The sequence below is a fragment of the Burkholderia sp. BCC0405 genome, from assembly GCF_902833075.1.
In the GTDB taxonomy this organism is placed as follows: domain Bacteria; phylum Pseudomonadota; class Gammaproteobacteria; order Burkholderiales; family Burkholderiaceae; genus Burkholderia.
Genome location: NZ_CADFEO010000001.1, coordinates 64,744 through 81,866, shown reverse-complemented (window position 1 = coordinate 81,866; position 17,123 = coordinate 64,744). Strand labels below are relative to the sequence as shown.

Here is a 17,123-nt window from a genome sequence, read left to right as displayed (position 1 = left end):
CAATCTGTCGCATCCGGTGGAGGAAAATGGCGGCTCCGCTACAGGTTGCTCACAGGAATGGATACCCTACAAAACATGCGGGTGTTTTCGCGCGTCGTCGAGACGGGCAGTTTCACCGCCGCCGCGCAATCGCTGAATTCGACGACGGGCGCGATGTCGCGCGCGGTGTCGGAGCTCGAGGCGCGCCTGCGCACCCGTCTGATGAATCGTTCGACGCGCCGTCTCGCGCTCACGTCGGCCGGCGAAAACTATCTGCGGCGTTGCCGCCAGATCCTCGCCGACGTCGACCGCGCGGAAGAAGAGGCGAGCTGCGCGCACGAACGGCCGGCCGGCGTGCTGCGCATGCACAGCTTCGCGAGCGTCGGTCATCACTATGTATTGCCCGCGCTGACGCGCTATCACGCGCAGTTTCCCGACGTATCGATCGAGCTGTCGCTGTCGCAGCGCATGCCCGACCTGTTCGACGGCACGAGCGACATGGCCGTCGTGACCGCGTCGTCGCTGCCCGATTCGGAACTCGTGTCGCACCTGCTCGGCTCGACCTTCAGCATCCTGTGCGCGTCGCCCGACTATGTGAAACGGCACGGCGCGCCGGCTCGCCCGCAGGATCTCTCTGCGCACGCGTGCCTGACGCTGTGCACGCCGGCGTTCCCGACGCACGAATGGGTGCTCGAGGGGCCGGAAGGCGTCGAACAGATCCACGTCACCGGGCCGGTGCAGACCAATACGGCCGAATCGCTCGCCCTCGCGATCCGCGACGGCATCGGGATCGGCATGCTGCCGCTGTACTCGGCGATCGACGCACTGCGCGACGGCACGCTCGTCCGCGTGCTGCCCGCGCATATCCTGCAGAAGATGAACGTCTACGCGCTGTATCCGTCGCGCCGCTTCATCGATGCGAAGGTGCGGACCTGGGTCGAGATGCTGCGTGCCCAGGTGCCGGGGATGATCGCGCGCGACGTCGAGATGCTGAGCGCGATCGATCGCGAACCGCAGGCCGCCTGAGCGGCGCACGCGCGTCGGCGGATTGCCCGCGCGGCCGGCGTTTTCTCGTCAAGCCAACCAGGCGAACGCAAATCGCGCCATGCCCGCGGTACGTGGTTCACGCGGGCGGGGCGCTTCGTCGTGCCGTTACCGCGCGGGCCTGGCGGCCGCACCCGATTCCGTTGCCGGTTCGCCGGCCGGGCCGTATGCGGCGTGTGCCGCTTTCTGTTCCGCGAGACGCTTTTCGTGGAGTCGTTCCTGCGCCGCCATGATGTCGTCCGGATAGTTGTTGACTTCGCCGCGCGCCGGGTTGTAGCCGACCGACTCGAGATCGATCAGCTCCTGCAGCACTTGCGCGCGCGTGACGGGCGATGGGGCCGACTGGGCGAAAGACAGGGCCGGCGCAGCAAGCAGGACGGCAGCGGCGGCAGCGGCGACGAGCGATTTCACGAGGTTCTCCTGGGTACGGGGTGGGCGGCCGGATCGACGCGATGCGTGACCCTGACCTTTGCTGGCAGTCTACGCAGCCCCCTCGCGCGTAAAAACCCCGATTCCAGGCAGGCTGCCTTCCAGATGGAACAACATTGGTGCAAGCCGCCCGCGGGCAGCGAACCCGTGTGCGAATGCAGGTCCGTGGCCGTCGGGCGGCGATGCATCGTGCCGGTCAGAAGCGCGTGCGCATGCCGATCGTGCCGACGATCTGGTTCGCCGTGCTCGATGCGCCGCCCGAGCCGTCGATGAACGCCTGGTAGCCGCGGCCCGCTGCGTGCTGATACATCGCTTCCGCATAGACGTCCGTGCGGCGCGACAGCTTGTAGACGGCCTGCAGGTCGACCTGGTGCCACTTCGGATCGGCGCCGTGCCTGCTGTCGGGGTTCGACACGCTGGCGTCCGTATACACGTAGGCCGCGCCGAGGCTGACGGCGGGCGTCACCGCATAGCGCACGTTCACGTCGTAGTTGTTGAACGCGACCTGGCCGGTCGAGCCGAACGAGCCCGTGTTGTCGTACTGCGAGCGCGTATAGACGAAGCCGACGGTGGCCGGGCCGAATCCGTAGCCGATGCCGCCGCCGTAAGAACGCATGCGGTCCGAGCCGATCGACCAGCCGCCCTGGTTCAGGCTTTTCGCTTCGGCCGCATCGGTCGCGCCCGGGCTCGCGCTCGTCGAGCCCTTCGTGCCGTTCATCTGCAGGTACGCGCCGGCCAGCTTCAGCGGGCCGTTCGTGTAGCTTGCCGCGACGCTGTACGCGCGGTTCGCGCCGAAGCCGGTCGCGTTCGAGAACGCATACATCGCGCCGGCCTTGAAGCCCGCATGGGTCTCGCTCGTGTACTTGACCGCGTTGTTGATGCGCAGCGAGTGGTTCAGGTTGTCGTTGTCGAACGGATGCGCGAAGCTCGTGTCGCCGAAGTCGCCGGCGGTGGCCGACAGCGGCGCGACGAAGTCGACCATCGTGTCGTACTGGCGGCCGAGCGTCAGCGTGCCATAGCCGCTCTGGCTCAGGCCGGCGTACGCATGGCGGCCGAACAGCTTGCCGTCCTGCCCGAGCCCGCCGTTGTTCACGTTGAAGCCGTTCTCGAGCACGAACAGCGCCTTCAGGCCGCCGCCGAGATCCTCGGTGCCGCGAAACCCGACGCGGCTGCCGTTGACGGTGCCGCTGTTCAGGCGCCACAGCGACGCCCCGTTGGCGTTGTTGGTGTAGACGATGCCGGCATCGATCAGGCCATACAGCGTGACCGAGCTCTGTGCGTGTGCGAGCGGGGCGAACAGCGCGGCGGCGCATGCGCCGGCGATGAGGTTTTTTTTCATATAAGGGCTCCTGCGTGTGGGACCGGGAACGAAAATTCGGCGCAAGTATAGGAACGCACCGTGCGCGCAAAGCCGCCGGGGGCCGCGAGCGCACCTTTCCGGATCCGGCAAGAGTCCTTCACAAAACCGACATGACGTGCCGCGTGCCCCTGACGCCGGCGGCTTTTGCGCGATCGCGTGCGCGTGGCATCCGCGCCTCGGTGGCCGGCTGTCGCAGCGTTGCAACATGCGCGGCGCGCGGCACGGCGGTTGATCGTCGTGACCGGTGCGCGGAGAATGGGGCGTTCGCGCCGAAGCGGGGCGTCACACGCGTGCGAAGACGCGCGCGCATCGACGCGTTTCATCGATACGCGTCAACTGGATCGCACGGCCGCCCGCGCCACGCGTGCGGCCGTTTTCATGGATGCCACGGGGAGACTTCTCATGAATCTGTTCAACGTACGCCTGCGGGGCCGCGAAGGCCTGTTCACGATCGGCATCGACGGCGGCAGGATCGCGCGGGTCGACGCACAGTCGGCGCCGGTCGCGCCCACGGGCGCAGCGGATGTCGACGCGGGCGGCCGCCTTGCGATTCCGCCGCTCGTCGAGCCGCATATTCACCTCGACGCGGTGCTGACGGCCGGCGAGCCCGCGTGGAACATGAGCGGCACGCTGTTCGAGGGCATCGAGCGCTGGGCTGAACGCAAGGCGACGATCACGCACGAGGACACGAAGACGCGCGCGCATGCGGCGATCGGCATGCTGCGCGATCACGGGATTCAGCACGTGCGCACGCACGTCGACGTCACCGATCCGACGCTTGCCGCGCTGAAGGCGATGCTGGAAGTGAAGGACGAAGCACGCGGGCTGATCGACCTGCAGATCGTCGCGTTTCCGCAGGAAGGCATCGAATCGTTCGACGGCGGCCGCGCTCTGATGGCGCAGGCGATCGAACTCGGCGCGGACGTCGTCGGCGGGATTCCGCATTTCGAGAACACGCGCGAGCAGGGCGTCAGCTCGATCCGCTTCCTGATGGATCTCGCGGAGCGCACCGGCTGCCTCGTCGACGTGCATTGCGACGAGACCGACGATCCGCATTCGCGTTTTCTCGAAGTGCTCGCGGAAGAAGCGCGCGTGCGCGGGATGGGGGCGCGCGTGACGGCGAGCCACACGACCGCGATGGGCTCGTACGACAACGCGTACTGCTCGAAGCTGTTCCGCCTGCTGAAGCGCGCAGGCCTGAACTTCATCTCGTGCCCGACCGAGAGCATCCACCTGCAAGGGCGCTTCGACACGTTTCCGAAGCGGCGCGGCGTCACGCGTGTCGCGGAACTCGATCGCGCGGGCATCAACGTGTGCTTCGGTCAGGATTCGATCAAGGACCCGTGGTACCCGCTCGGCAACGGCAACATCCTGCGCGTGCTCGATGCGGGCCTCCATATCTGCCACATGATGGGCTACCAGGACTTGCAGCGCTGCCTCGACTTCGTGACCGACCACAGCGCGACGACGATGCATCTCGGCGACCGCTACGGGATCGCGGTCGGGCGTCCGGCGAATCTCGTCGTGCTCGACGCGGACGGCGATTACGAAGCGGTGCGCCGGCAGGCCAAGGCCGTGCTGTCGATCCGACACGGGAAGGTGATCCTGCGGCGCGAACCGGAGCGCGTCACGTATCCGGATTGACGCGCGCGGCGGGCGGTCAAGGCCCGCCAGGCTTCATGTATTCACCAAATACATGAGTCGATTCGAAAAATACGTTTGCCTCATGATTGGCGCGGGCCTACGATGCGGTCCTGACAACGGCGTGCGGGTTGCGCGCCGTCTTTTCGATCCCATTCGCCGACCCCATGCGCCTCGATCTCCCGTCCGCTCCCGCATCCTCTTCGCCGTCCGCCAGCCCGTTCGCGCGCTTGGCGGTCGTCACGATCCTGACCGGCGTCGGCGCGGGCCTCGGCGGCATGCTGCTCGCGCTGCTGCTGCATGCGATCCAGCACGTCGCGTACGGCTACGGCATCGCGCACGCGATCGGCACCGAGAGCTTCCTCACCGGCGTGACCGGCGCCGATCCGCTGCGCCGGCTCGCGGTGCTGATCGTCTGCGGGATCGTCGCCGGCGGCGGCTGGTGGGCGCTGTACCGGTATGGCCGGCCGCTCGTCGGCATCCGCCGCGCGGTGCGTGCGGCCGATCCGCGGATGCCGGTCGTCAGCACGACCGTTCACGCGATGCTGCAGATCGTCACCGTCGCGCTCGGCTCGCCGCTCGGCCGCGAAGTCGCCCCGCGCGAGATCGGCTCGCTGCTTGCCGGGCGGCTTGCGCATGCGGCGGGGCTCACGCCCGACGATTGCCGGCTGATGGTCGCGTGCGGTGCGGGCGCGGGCCTCGCGGCCGTCTATAACGTGCCGCTCGGCGGGGCGATCTTCGTGCTCGAAGTGCTGCTCGGCACGTTCGAGCTGCGTGCGCTGGTCCTGGCGGTCGCGACGTCGGCGATCGCCGCGGCCGTTGCGTGGATCGGCCTCGGCAACGAACACCAGTACACGGTGCCGCCGTTCGTGCTGAGCACGCCGCTGGTCGTGTGGTCGATCGTCTGCGGGCCGCTGTTCGGCTTTGCCGCGTACGGCTTCGTGCGGCTCACGACGCGTGCGCGGGCAGACGCGCCGAAAGATGGGCGGTTGCCCATGCTCGCATTGGTCAACTTCGCGGTGATCGGCGTGCTCGCGATGCGGTTCCCGCAACTGCTCGGCAACGGCAAGGGCCCGGCGTCGCTGGGTTTCGACGGCACGCTGACGATCGGCCTCGCCGCGACGCTGCTCGTGCTGAAGGTGCTGATCGAGGCCGGCAGCCTGCGCGTCGGCGCGGAAGGCGGCCTGCTGACACCGGGCCTCGCGAACGGCGCGCTGCTCGGCGTCGTGCTCGGCGGGCTGTGGAGCCTCGTGTGGCCGGGCGCGTCGATCGGCGGGTGTGCGCTCATCGGCGCGACCGCGTTTCTCGCCGCGTCGATGCAGATGCCGATCACGGCGGTCGTGTTGCTGCTCGAGTTCACGCGCGCGGATCACGACAGCCTCGTGCCGATGCTGCTTGCCGTGGCCGGCTCGCTGGTCGCGTACCGGTTCGCGCAGCGGCTGGCCGAGCAGCGGGCGAATCCGGTTGCAACCGTGAGCGCACCTGCGACCGCCGGTCGATAACGCACCCGCATCCGACCTTTTCACCGGCGGCGCCGGTCGCACCGCCGGTCGTCGCTTTGCTCCCCGTTTCCACGATGGCGATTGCCGGACCCGGCGTGCGCGACATCATGGGATAGTGCGTGACGACGCAGCTGTTCCCGGGCGTCGTGTTCGTCGCGGGGATGTACTGTTCCGACGCGGCTGGGCGCGAGGCGGGCGGCATGGCCTGATGTCGGCGGCCCGGACGCAGGTCGCCATCCGTCGGTGGATAATCGGCTCCCCCTGTTTGCGCCGAGGGAGGCTGCATGACCGATCCGAACGAACCGCCCGGCCGCCGGGCGTACGCGAGCTTCGCGCAACGTTACGCCGACATCGCGCCGACGAAGGCGCACAACGCGCTCTACGAACGTCCGGCAACGATGGCGCTGCTGGGCGACGTCGACGGCCTGACGGTGCTCGACGCCGCCTGCGGGCCCGGCATCTGCAGCGCGCACCTCGCACGCCACGGCGCGACGGTGCATGCGTTCGACGTCACGCCGGAGATGGTCGCGCTGGCGAGAACGCGCTGCGCGGGCCTCCCGGTCGACATCGTGGAGGGCGATCTGGAGGGGGCGCTCGCCTGGTTGCCCGACGATGCGTTCGACAAGATCGTCTGTTCGCTCGCGTTCGACTACGTGCGCGATCTTGCGCCGACGCTGCGCGAATTCCGGCGCGTCGCGCGGCCGGGCGCCACGCTCGTGTTTTCGATGGCGCATCCGATGCGGGACTGGATGGACGAACGCACGCGCGGCGAGGGCACCTATTTCGATACGTCCCGCTTCGGCTTTCGCTGGTCGGGTTTCGGTGAACCGAAACCCTATGTCGAAGCGTGGCGGCGGCCGCTCGCCGACATCCTGAACGCAGTGGCCGACGGCGGCTGGCGGCTCGACCGGTTCGTCGAGCCGAAGCCGCTGCCCGAGATGAAGGCCGCGTCGGAGCGGCTCCATGCGGAGCTGTCGCTGGCCCCGGCCTTCCTTTGCATCCGCGCGCGCTGCTGATCAGTGTCGTGGTGGACCGGCGCGCGTCGTTCAGCGTGCCGCGTAACGTTTCGATCTCCTGGAAACGGCGCTGCCCCGCCGTTGGCTGGATATTGGAAGGCCCCTATGTTATAAAGGGCCGCGCCCGGGCCGGGCGCCCATTCCTACAAAACATCACCTACGCAGTATCTATAAAAATCATGGCCGAACGGGTTAATACCGACGATCAGGACGCACGCGTGCGCGTGCTGTTTCATGTGACCGATTTCGGGAACGGCGGGATCGAGTCGTCGCTGATCCAGTGGCTGCGGATTCTCGACCGCAAGCGTTTCCGGGCCGTATTGTCCGTCACGTATGCATCGCCGATGCTGGCACAGCGCTTTCGCGCGCTGATCCCGGCCGACATCCCGATCGAGATCCTGGTGCGTCCGCAGTGGCTCCGATACTTCCAGGACCGTCGCCATGCGAGCAAGCTCGGCAAGGCGGGGCGGATCGCGCGCGATCTTCACGGGGCGCTCGCGGTGCGTCCGCACATCGGGCGACGCGTGGCCGAACTGGCGCGTGACGTCGACGTCATCGTCGATTACGACCTGTCGCTTCGACGCCTTGCCGGCCGGTTCGGGGTGGCCTGGATCGGCGTCAATCACTTCAGCTTCGTCGCGCGGCTCGGTGGCCAGGGCCGGCGCGTGCTCCGCCTGCTCGACCAGTACAGCCGCTACGACAGCATTGCCGCGCTGAACCCGCAAATGGGCGACGAAGCCGACCGAATGTTCGGCGACCGCCTGCAGCAGGTGACGGTCCTGCCCAATGCGATCGATATCGATGCCATTCGCGCGAACGCGACGGCGTGTCGCCCGGTGCTGCCGGGCGGCGTGCCGTATATCGTCTCCGTCGCCCGTCTCGACGAACTCCAAAAGGATCACCGCACACTGCTGCGCGCGTATGCGCAACTCGTCGCGCAGCGCGGCGTGGCGGAGCATCTCGTGCTGGCCGGCGACGGCGCGTACCGCGACGAGCTCACGCGTCTCGCGGATGAGCTCGGCATCGGCGCGCGGGTGCATTTCATGGGGCAAATGGACAATCCGCATCCGCTGATGGCGGACGCGTCGATTGTCGTGCTGAGCTCGAAGAACGAAGGGATGCCGATGGTGCTGATCGAGGCGCTCGCGCTCGGCAAGGCGATCGTGTCGACCGATTGCCCGACCGGCCCGCGCGAGATTCTCGATCACGGCCGCGCGGGATTGCTGGTGCCGGTCGGCGACGTCGATGCACTGGCCGATGCGATGGCGCAACTGCTGACCGACGACGTGCTGCGCGCGAACATGGCCGCGCGTGCGTTCGAACGCGCGTCCTGCTTCGGCATCGCGGAAAGCAACCGGCGGCTCGATGCGTGCATCGATGCAATTCGCGTGAAGCGCGCGAGCCGGCCTCGCGCGCAACCGCATGCGGGCAGGCGCGCCGGCTGACCGACACCGGGGGCGCCGGTGCGAGGGGTTACCGCGCCGGCTCGTCGTTCAGCGTACCCAGGAACGCTTCGATATCCTTGATGTCCTGCGCCGTCATCGCGGGCTTGTCGCCCGGCTTGCGATCGAACGGCGCATCGGTCACGTCGACGTTCGCGCGATACTTCGGCGGGATGTCGTCGTACTCGTCGACCTTGCCGTCCGCGCCGCGCGAATAGAACTTCTGCGGCGAGATGCTGCGTTCGTTGTAGAACGCCATCACCTGGTCGAGCGTGTGGAACACGCCGTTGTGGAAGAACACGTGGCGCGTCGCCGAGTTGCGCAGCGTCGGCGTGAGGAACATCGCGCAATACTGCGTCTGGTCCTTCAGGTCGTCGCGGAACGGCCCGCACACGCCGAGATCGTAGAACGCCGGGTTGCGGTTCTGCGCCAGTTCCTTGTTGCGCGGCGCGCCGAGCGCCTCGTACTGGTAGTCGGTAAACATCGGCGGCAGCCCGTCCTTGCCGGGCTTCGACAAATGGCAGCCCGCGCAATTCGCCTTGTCCGGATCGTTGAACAGGCGCAGCCCGCGCAGTTCGGCTTGCGTGAGCCGTGCACGGCCTTCGAGCCAGCGGTCGTACTTGCTGTTGTACGGGTGGAACGACGGATCCTCCACCTGGTAGCGCGCGATCGCGAACATCGCCTCCGATACCGCGAGCTGCGGGCTGTCGAACACGCGTGCGCCGAACAGTTGCTCGAGTTGCGCGCGGTGCGACGACTGCGCGAGCTTGCGCGCGACGTCGTCGATGCTCGCGTTCGCCATCTCGACCGGATTCAGCAACGGGCCGAACGCCTGCTGCTGCAGCGTATCGGCGCGGCCATCCCAGAACATCCCGCCCTGCGGCACGAGTTGCGGCGCGGCCGATGTGCCGGCCACCTTCTGTGCCTTGACGACGCCGGCCGCCGACGCGGCCTGCTGCGCGACGGTCGGCGCGGCGTCGTTTTCACCGGCGTCGGGGCCGATGCTGAAGTTCGGCTGGCGATACAGGTACATCAGTGACGGCGGCGGGCGATAGCCCTGCTGCGTCATTGCGAGGCCGCCCGGCTGCACGTCGAGCGCGTTCGGCGGGCCGTACGCATGATCGGGGCTGTGGCACGACGCGCACGACTGCTTGCCCGACGCGGACAGCGACGGATCGGCGAACAGCGCCCGGCCGAGTTGCGCGACCGCCGACAGCGGCTGCGCGGCGGGCCGCTGCAGCACGACCGGATGCGGGTTCGCACCCGTCCAGTCGGCGACGACGGTGCCGATCGCCGCGGGCACCTGCGACGGAAATGCGATCGCGAACGCGCCGTAGCCGAGCACGGCGGCGCCGATCGCGAATGCCGCGCGGCGCAGGAGGCGGGACGGCGTGCGCGGCGCGCGGGTGTCGGTGGTGTCGGGAGACGGGAACGCAGGGCGAGCTGTCATGCTGTCGGTCGGAAATCGGGCGCCGCACGAAGCGGCGCGTTAAACGGAAACGGCCGACGCACCATGCGCCGGCCATGCGGTCAGGAAGTGCCGGTCAGATCGCCGGGGCCGAGCTCAATGCGGTGCCGAGCGTCGGGTCGAGATACAGCGGCGTCGTGTTCGGCTTCGACGTGAAGTCGAACAGGTTGCGCAGGTCGCCCGCCGTCGCATCGAACGAGCCGCCGCCGATGCGCTGGCCGCCGAGCCAGTTGTCCTCGATGAAGCGCACGACGGACGACTGGTCGAGCATCGTGTGATCGACGTAGTTCTGCTTCGCGTACGGCGAGATCACGATCAGCGGAATGCGCACGCCCGGGCCGCAGCGGCCGTTCACGGTGCCGCCGTTCACGCCGGTCGTGCCGCCTGAGCCGCACTTGCCGTTGCCGCTCACCTGGTCGACCGGATCCGACGAGCCGCGCGTCGGCGGCGTGTACACGTGGTCGTACCAGCCGTCCGAGTCGTCATAGGTGACGATCACGGCCGTGTTCTGCCAGTCCGGCTGCTGCTGCAGGAAGTTGACGACCTTCGTCACGAACGCCTGCTCGTCGAGCGGATCCGAATAGCCCGCGTGCGCATCCTGTGCGGCCGGGGCCTTCAGGTAGCTGACCGACGGGAAGTTGCCGGCCTTCACGGCGGCGAAGAAGTCGTCCGTGTCGTATTGGTGGTTCGCCGGTTCGGCGGTCTTGCCGTCGGTCTGGAAGCTCGAACCGATCGCCGCGACCGAGCTCGGGCGCGTGTGCTGCGGGTTCGCGGTCGACGCGTAGTACTGGAACCAGTTGTGGTGCGGGATGTAGTCGGACGTCGCGGCGTTCACGGCGGTGGCGACCGTGCTGCGGGCGCAGCCCGTGGTGCCGTTGCTGTTCGTCGTCGACAGGTTGAAGCCGCCCATGAAGCCGCCCCACGTGATCTGCGCGCCGTTCAGCAGGTCGCCGATGTTCTTGCCCGTCATCATCGCCTGGTCGGTCGTGCTCGAGCACACGTCATAGCCCGGGTCGACGTCGTTGATCATCGTGTAGCCGGTCTGGCCGTCGTTGATGTAGTACGAGCTCTTTGCGAGCGTCGACGGTTGCGCCGACGTCTTGACGATCTGCATCCCGTTGGTCTGGCCCGACACGACGTTCAGCGCGCCCGGCGTCGACGGGCCGTACGACGTCGTGTACATGTTGTCGCTCATCGCGAAGCGCTGCGCGTAGTTCCACAGCGCGGTCACGGTGTTGCCGTCGAAGTAGCCCATCACCTGGCCCTTCGTGCCGAACGCGCCGGCGCCGCCGGACGAGCCCCTGCCGGTGTATTTCGGGAACAGGTCGGCCGCGCCGAGATCTTCCGCTTGCTGCTCGGCCGTGTACGCGTGGTTCTGGTCGGCGGTCGCGGCCTGCGTGCGGTCGAGGCGGAACGGGTTCGCGGCGTCGGTGCCGTTGGCCGTGTTCGTGAAGTTCGGGTTCGCGGTGAGCAGCGTGCCCGTCAGGCCGTTCGGCGTCGGCGTGCCGGACTTGGCGGTGAACGCCGGTTCGCCCGACGGGTTCGTCGCGTTCGGGTAGGTGCCGAAGTAGTGGTCGAACGAAATGTTTTCACCGTAGATCACGACGACGTGCTTGATCGGCGTGGCGGTCTGCAGCGCGTCCTGCGACAACACGACGGGTGCCGGCGGCGTCGACGTCGGATCGCTGCCGCCGCAGGCGAACAGCGCAAGCGCCGCGGCAGCGCAGGCGGTGACAAGCAAGGCTTGACGGAACATCGGGAAACTCCAGGTAAGGTCTTCGATGGTGGAGAGCGGCCCTGTCGCCGTGTGGGTTCGACACGGAGCTCGTGAGAGAGCACGCGCATTGAAACAGTCCCGTATGAAGATATGGGGACGGAGTGATTTCGCGACGGTTGCGCTGCGGTATCGATTTCATTACGGCGCGACGCAATCCGAAAGAAAGTGGAAAGGAATGGACCACGTGCCACCTTTGCGTCACATTCCGCGGCGCCGGGGGCCGCTGCCGCGGATGCCGCGCGGGGCGGGCGAGAGGAGGTTGCTGCCCGATTTGCGGAGGGGGCGCGCGGCGCAGGTATTTTGACAATCGGATGACGTATTCATACGATGAACGCCCTGCGGCGACGATTTCGCGTGGCCGACCGTCAGCGAGTATTCAGCGTGCCGATCCCCGTTCTGTTTGCCGTGCTGTGCGCGGCGTTCCTGCATGCGTCATGGAACGCGCTCGTGCGCAGCAGCGGCGACCGGCTGCGGTCGGCCACCGTGCTGCAGATCGCGATCGGGCTGTTCGCGCTGCTGTTCCTGCCGGCCGCGGCGCCGATCGCGCCGGCGAGCTGGCTCTGTGTCGTCGCGTCGGCCGTGCTGCACGTCGTCTATACGCTGCTGTTGGTGCGCGCGTACGAGCACGGCGACCTGACCGTCGCGTATCCGGTCGCGCGCGGCACCGCGCCGCTGCTCGTCACGCTCGGTGCGGCGGTGTTCGCGGGCGAGCACCTGAACGTCGGCGCGCAATGCGGGCTCGTGCTGATCTGCGCGGGCATCCTGGCGATCGGCCTGGAGCGTGGGCGCGGCGCGAAGCACCGGATGATGCAGGTGCTGCCGACCGCGTTCGCGACCGGCGTGTCGATCGCGGCCTACAGCGTGGTCGACGGGATCGGCGTGCGGGAAAGCGGCAACACGGTCGGCTATACCGCGTGGATGTTCGTGCTGACGGGGGCGATGATGGCCGCGTACTACCGCCTGCGGGCGGGGCCGCTGCGGCTGACGCAGGATGTCGGCGAAACGGCGAAGGCCGCCTGCGGCGGCGTGTTCGCGGCGCTCGCGTACGGCATCGTGATCTGGGCGATGGATCGCGCGCCGATGGGGCCGGTGTCGGCGCTGCGGGAAACGAGCGTGGTGTTCGCGGCGCTGATCGCACGGGTGTACCTCGGCGAGCGGCTGACGCCGCGCCGGGCGGCCGGTTGCGTGGTGATCGCGGCGGGGGCGTTGCTGATCAGTGCGTTTGAAGCGGTGAGGTGAAGGCGTCCCAGGATGCGCAGTACGAATATGGCTGGGTGCTGATTTTCAGAACCGAAATCCGAAAGCCGACGTGTGAGCTTAATCGTTGCTTACGCAAAAAATCACACCGTATCTGGAGAGAGCCGTGGAGGGAGGCGAAGCGGCGCACAAACTCCGTCAGGCCGCTTCGGTAGGCCGATTTAGCCGAAAAAAACTAGCGCGGGGAGTGCGTAGGTCGCAAGATGAAAGAGAACAACAAATAGCGTAGCTGCAATAAACGTGATACCCCACTTGCGCGACGACCAACGTCGGTAAGCGAAGGCATTGAGCGCGGCAAAGACGACCGAAGGCCACAAGGTCAGGGCGAACAGGCCAATGATGAATACTGCGTGTGGAGCGCAGTGTTCCATATCGTTGCAGCCGGTCGAATGCGACGGCGGAGCCGGCCAATGAATACGGCTGAACGTATAAAGGGACGCCCATGTGATGAGCAAACCCCATAGGAACCCCGGAACGGCAACTGCCAATCGCTTCATTTGACTTCCCAGAAAAGGATTTCTTTCGAGTCGCCCAGATCTGAATACCAATTCCCGCGTCGGCCCCGAAGGTAATCAAGTGGGTTAATCATGCTCGGCACGCCTATGCGAAACCTCCAGAACGAAGCAGTAGATGGCGTAAGGGTATCCTTGTTCCATAGGTCAATATGGCCGCCGCTCAACGCGTCGCCAGTATCCCCTTCTTGCCGCCAGTAGCCAAAAAAATAGATGATACCGGTTCGACCTTTAATCTTGCGCTGCCAGTCCTTGCCGGTGATGTTCTCCGGCTTGCCCAGACCGAGGAACGGGTGAAGCTTCAACCATTCGGCCAACTCGTAGGCACGCGTCGCTGTCGCTTTCCCGTCGAGTATCAGACGACCCAACGACTTCTTCCCAGGCATCGGTTTCAACACCTTCTGCGAAAACGACTTCATGTTGCTTCCGACGTGGTGAAACGTAACGCTCATGCGAATGGCGCACTGGTTCTCATACTGGCCGGTGGGATCGTCGTATGGACCCTTCTTTGGATAGGCGCTCCAAAGTTCCCGAAATGACAACGTCTGAAGCGTTACCGGCTTGATGGGCCCTTTAGTGTCGTTCGAGCGAACCTTCGTAGGCTTGTTTGGCATCAGTCAACTCTCGTATTGTTTTTCAATGGCTTCGTCGCCCCAATAAACTGTGTACTCATCGGGCTTTTTGCCGGTATCGATGCGGGGCAACTCTCCGCTTGGATCGAGTCGGCCGTTGTACGTGCGGCCATCCGCCGTTTCGATGTGGTACGGATATCCGACAAGTACCGACTCGCGCGTCGTACACACCAGCTTTTCGTCGTAGCCGGAAGGTGCGGCAGATTGGGTTGGCGATACAGGTGACCGAGCTTCACGAGTGGCTGCTACTTGCCTGGACGTGCTGCTGTCAGCTTCGTAGAAAATCCGGCTGTCATCGCCTGCGACGACCTTGTTTTGTCCACACGGACAGAGCACGGGGTCTCCATTCAAAACGACTCTACGACCGTGGCAACTCATGCGCGTGGCGCTGCCGAAAATCTTGAAAGCCCCTTTGCAATTGCCACACGTTGCTTCGTCGCCATCCAGCGCAACGCGTTTACCGTTATCGAATATCGTTGACGTGACGGCAATGACGAATCCGCCGGTAGTGGTCGAGTCCCTGTCTCTTGCTGCTGTTCTGCGCATCGTCGTTTCCTTTTGCATTAAGGAATCGACGACAGTCATCGATAAGGGGAAATTTGTCTATGGGACTAATTCGAATTTGCGTGTGACTGATTCGACGGTTTGTATGCGTTAACGCATCGTCGATGTGACGTGAGGCAATCAACAACGCGCTCGAGTTGCCGATGATCGCAGCCCGCGTATTGCTGATCAACCGTCTGAAGTCGTGCGCCGAACGTCGGTTGAGAGACGGTGGCGTGGTCGACGCGAACTCGCTGTCGACGCCGGCCCACGTGGCGGCTACGCCGCCGTCGATCGCGCAGGCGCCCGTCTGCGAATGACCGCCGGCACGTCGGCTGTCACGCTTCCACCGGCATCGCACTCGTGCACTTGATCTCGTCGAGGCACACGCTCGAATGCACGCCGCTCACGCCGGGGATTCGCATCAGCGTCTCGAGCAGGAACCGCGACAAGCCTTTCAGATCGTGTGCGACGACCTTCAACACATAGTCGATGTCGCCCGTCACCGAGAAACACTCCTGGATCTGCGCGAGGTCGGACACCAGTTTCTGGAACTTCGACAGGTCGCGGATATGCCCGCGCTCCATCGTCACGTGCACGAAAGCGGTGACGCCGAAACCGAGCGTGTCGGGGCACAGCCGGGTTTCGTAGCGGCGGATCGCGCCGATCTCTTCCAGCCGCCGGTGGCGGCGCAGCGTCTGCGCGGGCGACAGTCCGACGGCCTTCGCCAGATCGAGGTTCGACGCGCGGCCGTTCTCCTGCAGGATCGCGAGCAAGTGCCGATCGAGGCGATCCAGAACCGGTTCATGCATTTTTGTTTCCTCATTCGTCTCCTGGATGCAATCTTATCTCATAATGTAGGGTTTGCATGAACGGGTTACGAAACCCGATTTCCCCGTCGCGACGCTAAACTGACGCCGGATTTTCGTGTGCGAACGCAGCCATGCGGGCGCGGCGACAGTCGGTGGCCGGTCTGGCGGGCACGCCGACGCGAATCGGGCGCCGCCACGCGAAGATTGCAGTCCCCAACCCGGCGGCTCCACGAACGGCCCCGGCACAGCAAAAACAGCGCCCGGCACACCGAGGCGCGCCGCGCCGCTTCAGGCGGAGGCGGACAGAGTGGAGAAGACATGGTTTCTGGAAACGAGAGCGACGGCCTGAAGCGCGGGCTGAAGAACCGGCACATCCAGCTGATTGCGCTCGGCGGCGCGCTCGGCACGGGGCTGTTCCTCGGCATCGCGCAGACGATCAAGATGGCGGGCCCGTCCGTGTTGCTCGGTTACGCGGTGGCGGGCGTCGTCGCGTTCTTCATCATGCGCCAGCTCGGCGAGATGGTCGTCGACGAGCCCGTCGCCGGCTCGTTCAGCTATTTCGCCAACAAGTACGTCGGCCACTTCACCGGCTTCCTGTCGGGCTGGAACTACTGGGTGCTGTACATCCTCGTCAGCATGGCCGAGCTGTCCGCCGTCGGGATCTACGTGCAGTACTGGTGGCCGGGCGCGCCGACCTGGGTGTCGGCGCTGGTGTTCTTCGTCGCGATCAACCTGCTCAACCTGGCAAGCGTGAAGTCGTATGGCGAGACGGAATTCTGGTTCTCGATCATCAAGGTCGCCGCGATCGTCGGGATGATCGGCTTCGGCGGCTGGCTGCTCGTGAGCGGCCATGCGGGGCCGGAGGCGAGTGTCCGGAACCTGTGGCAGCACGGCGGCTTCTTCCCGAACGGCGTGTCGGGGCTCGTGATGTCGATGGCCGCGATCATGTTCTCGTTCGGCGGGCTGGAGCTGATCGGCATCACCGCGGCCGAGGCCGACGATCCGAAGCGCAGCATTCCGCGTGCGACCAACCAGGTGATCTACCGCATCCTGATTTTCTACATCGGCGCGCTCGCCGTGCTGCTGTCGCTGTATCCGTGGGAAAAGGTCGTCACCGGCGGCAGCCCGTTCGTGCTGATCTTCCATGCGCTGAGCAGCAACGTGGTGGCCAATGTGCTGAACGTGGTCGTGCTGACGGCCGCGCTGTCGGTCTACAACAGCGGCGTGTACAGCAACAGCCGGATGCTGTTCGGCCTCGCGAAACAGGGCAACGCGCCGAAGGTGCTGTGCTCGGTGAACAAGCGCGGCATTCCGCTCGCCGCGCTCGGCGCGTCGGCGCTCGCGACCGGCGTGTGCGTGCTGGTCAACTACTTCATGCCGGGCAAGGCGTTCGAGGTGCTGATGGGCCTCGTCGTGTCGGCGCTGATCATCAACTGGGCGATGATCACGCTGATCCACCTGAAGTTCCGCCAGGCGAAGCGCGCGGCCGGGGAGGAGACTTCCTTCCGCAGTCTGGGCTATCCTTTCACGAATTACCTGTGCCTGGCATTCATGGCCGGCATTCTCGTCGTGATGTACCTGACGCCGGATCTCCGCCTGTCGGTGTACCTGATCCCGGTATGGCTCGCGGTGCTCGCGGTCGGGTATCGCTTCCGTCAGAAGAATGCAGGCTATGCGGTGCACGACGGCGCATCCGCGCGCTGACGCAG

Annotated in this window: 16 protein-coding genes; 8 read left to right on the top strand and 8 right to left on the bottom strand. The window is 66.1% G+C overall.

Going from position 1 to position 17,123, the window contains the following annotated elements; all coding sequences use genetic code 11:
* The first annotated feature begins 57 nt into the window (after positions 1 to 57).
* The gene (locus HWX36_RS00370) at positions 58 to 1,005 is read left to right on the top strand and encodes a LysR family transcriptional regulator (protein WP_175950322.1); all 948 of its coding nucleotides are present in this window, start codon (positions 58 to 60) and stop codon (positions 1,003 to 1,005) included.
* Between the two features lie 126 nt (positions 1,006 to 1,131).
* Here HWX36_RS00370 and HWX36_RS00365 read toward each other — a convergent pair whose 3' ends face one another.
* The gene (locus HWX36_RS00365) at positions 1,132 to 1,434 is read right to left on the bottom strand and encodes a DUF4148 domain-containing protein (RefSeq protein WP_175950321.1); all 303 of its coding nucleotides are present in this window, start codon (positions 1,432 to 1,434) and stop codon (positions 1,132 to 1,134) included.
* A 214-nt stretch (positions 1,435 to 1,648) separates the two neighbouring features.
* The gene (locus HWX36_RS00360) at positions 1,649 to 2,791 is read right to left on the bottom strand and encodes a porin (RefSeq protein WP_175950320.1); all 1,143 of its coding nucleotides are present in this window, start codon (positions 2,789 to 2,791) and stop codon (positions 1,649 to 1,651) included.
* Positions 2,792 to 3,214: 423 nt separating this feature from the next.
* Here HWX36_RS00360 and codA point away from each other — a divergent pair, with 423 nt between their 5' ends.
* From codA to HWX36_RS00340, 4 genes are all read left to right on the top strand, one after another.
* Complete coding sequence (codA, locus tag HWX36_RS00355) at positions 3,215 to 4,456, top strand: cytosine deaminase (protein ID WP_175950319.1); 1,242 nt, start codon at positions 3,215 to 3,217, stop codon at positions 4,454 to 4,456.
* Between the two features lie 164 nt (positions 4,457 to 4,620).
* Entirely contained in the window at positions 4,621 to 5,955 is a 1,335-nt protein-coding gene (locus tag HWX36_RS00350; RefSeq protein ID WP_175950318.1) for a chloride channel protein, read from the top strand.
* 284 nt (positions 5,956 to 6,239) lie between these two features.
* Positions 6,240 to 6,971 (top strand): class I SAM-dependent methyltransferase, encoded by a 732-nt coding sequence (locus HWX36_RS00345; protein ID WP_175950317.1) that lies wholly within the window; start codon positions 6,240 to 6,242, stop codon positions 6,969 to 6,971.
* Positions 6,972 to 7,195: 224 nt separating this feature from the next.
* Positions 7,196 to 8,416, top strand: a complete 1,221-nt coding sequence (locus tag HWX36_RS00340) for a glycosyltransferase (RefSeq protein WP_175950788.1) — start codon at positions 7,196 to 7,198, stop codon at positions 8,414 to 8,416.
* 28 nt (positions 8,417 to 8,444) lie between these two features.
* Here HWX36_RS00340 and HWX36_RS00335 read toward each other — a convergent pair whose 3' ends face one another.
* Both HWX36_RS00335 and HWX36_RS00330 read right to left on the bottom strand, forming a co-directional pair.
* A complete protein-coding gene (locus HWX36_RS00335; protein WP_175950316.1) occupies positions 8,445 to 9,863 on the bottom strand; it encodes a cytochrome c peroxidase in 1,419 nt (472 codons plus the stop codon).
* 94 nt (positions 9,864 to 9,957) lie between these two features.
* Positions 9,958 to 11,637 (bottom strand): alkaline phosphatase family protein, encoded by a 1,680-nt coding sequence (locus HWX36_RS00330; protein ID WP_175950315.1) that lies wholly within the window; start codon positions 11,635 to 11,637, stop codon positions 9,958 to 9,960.
* A 348-nt stretch (positions 11,638 to 11,985) separates the two neighbouring features.
* On the opposite strand from HWX36_RS00330, the gene HWX36_RS00325 reads away from it, so the two are divergent.
* Positions 11,986 to 12,897 carry an EamA family transporter gene (locus HWX36_RS00325; protein WP_175950314.1) on the top strand — a complete coding sequence of 304 codons (912 nt, stop codon included), beginning with the start codon at positions 11,986 to 11,988 and terminating at the stop codon, positions 12,895 to 12,897.
* Positions 12,898 to 13,076: 179 nt separating this feature from the next.
* Here HWX36_RS00325 and HWX36_RS00320 read toward each other — a convergent pair whose 3' ends face one another.
* From HWX36_RS00320 to HWX36_RS36915, 3 genes are read right to left on the bottom strand one after another with little or no spacing between them, the layout of a single operon-like run.
* On the bottom strand, positions 13,077 to 13,412 hold the full coding sequence (locus HWX36_RS00320) for a hypothetical protein (RefSeq protein ID WP_175950313.1): 336 nt from the start codon (positions 13,410 to 13,412) through the stop codon (positions 13,077 to 13,079).
* On the bottom strand, positions 13,409 to 14,041 hold the full coding sequence (locus tag HWX36_RS00315; protein ID WP_175950312.1) for a type VI secretion system amidase effector protein Tae4: 633 nt from the start codon (positions 14,039 to 14,041) through the stop codon (positions 13,409 to 13,411). Before HWX36_RS00315 ends, HWX36_RS00320 begins: the two co-directional genes overlap by 4 nt.
* 3 nt (positions 14,042 to 14,044) lie before the next feature.
* Complete coding sequence (locus HWX36_RS36915; protein ID WP_244136266.1) at positions 14,045 to 14,623, bottom strand: PAAR domain-containing protein; 579 nt, start codon at positions 14,621 to 14,623, stop codon at positions 14,045 to 14,047.
* Positions 14,624 to 14,766: 143 nt separating this feature from the next.
* On the opposite strand from HWX36_RS36915, the gene HWX36_RS00305 reads away from it, so the two are divergent.
* Positions 14,767 to 14,922 carry a hypothetical protein gene (locus HWX36_RS00305; protein ID WP_175950311.1) on the top strand — a complete coding sequence of 52 codons (156 nt, stop codon included), beginning with the start codon at positions 14,767 to 14,769 and terminating at the stop codon, positions 14,920 to 14,922.
* Positions 14,923 to 14,940: 18 nt separating this feature from the next.
* Here HWX36_RS00305 and HWX36_RS00300 read toward each other — a convergent pair whose 3' ends face one another.
* Positions 14,941 to 15,414 (bottom strand): Lrp/AsnC family transcriptional regulator, encoded by a 474-nt coding sequence (locus tag HWX36_RS00300; RefSeq protein ID WP_039367332.1) that lies wholly within the window; start codon positions 15,412 to 15,414, stop codon positions 14,941 to 14,943.
* A 318-nt stretch (positions 15,415 to 15,732) separates the two neighbouring features.
* Between HWX36_RS00300 and HWX36_RS00295 the strand changes: the two genes are divergently transcribed.
* Positions 15,733 to 17,118, top strand: a complete 1,386-nt coding sequence (locus tag HWX36_RS00295; RefSeq protein WP_175950310.1) for an amino acid permease — start codon at positions 15,733 to 15,735, stop codon at positions 17,116 to 17,118.
* Positions 17,119 to 17,123: the final 5 nt, after the last annotated feature.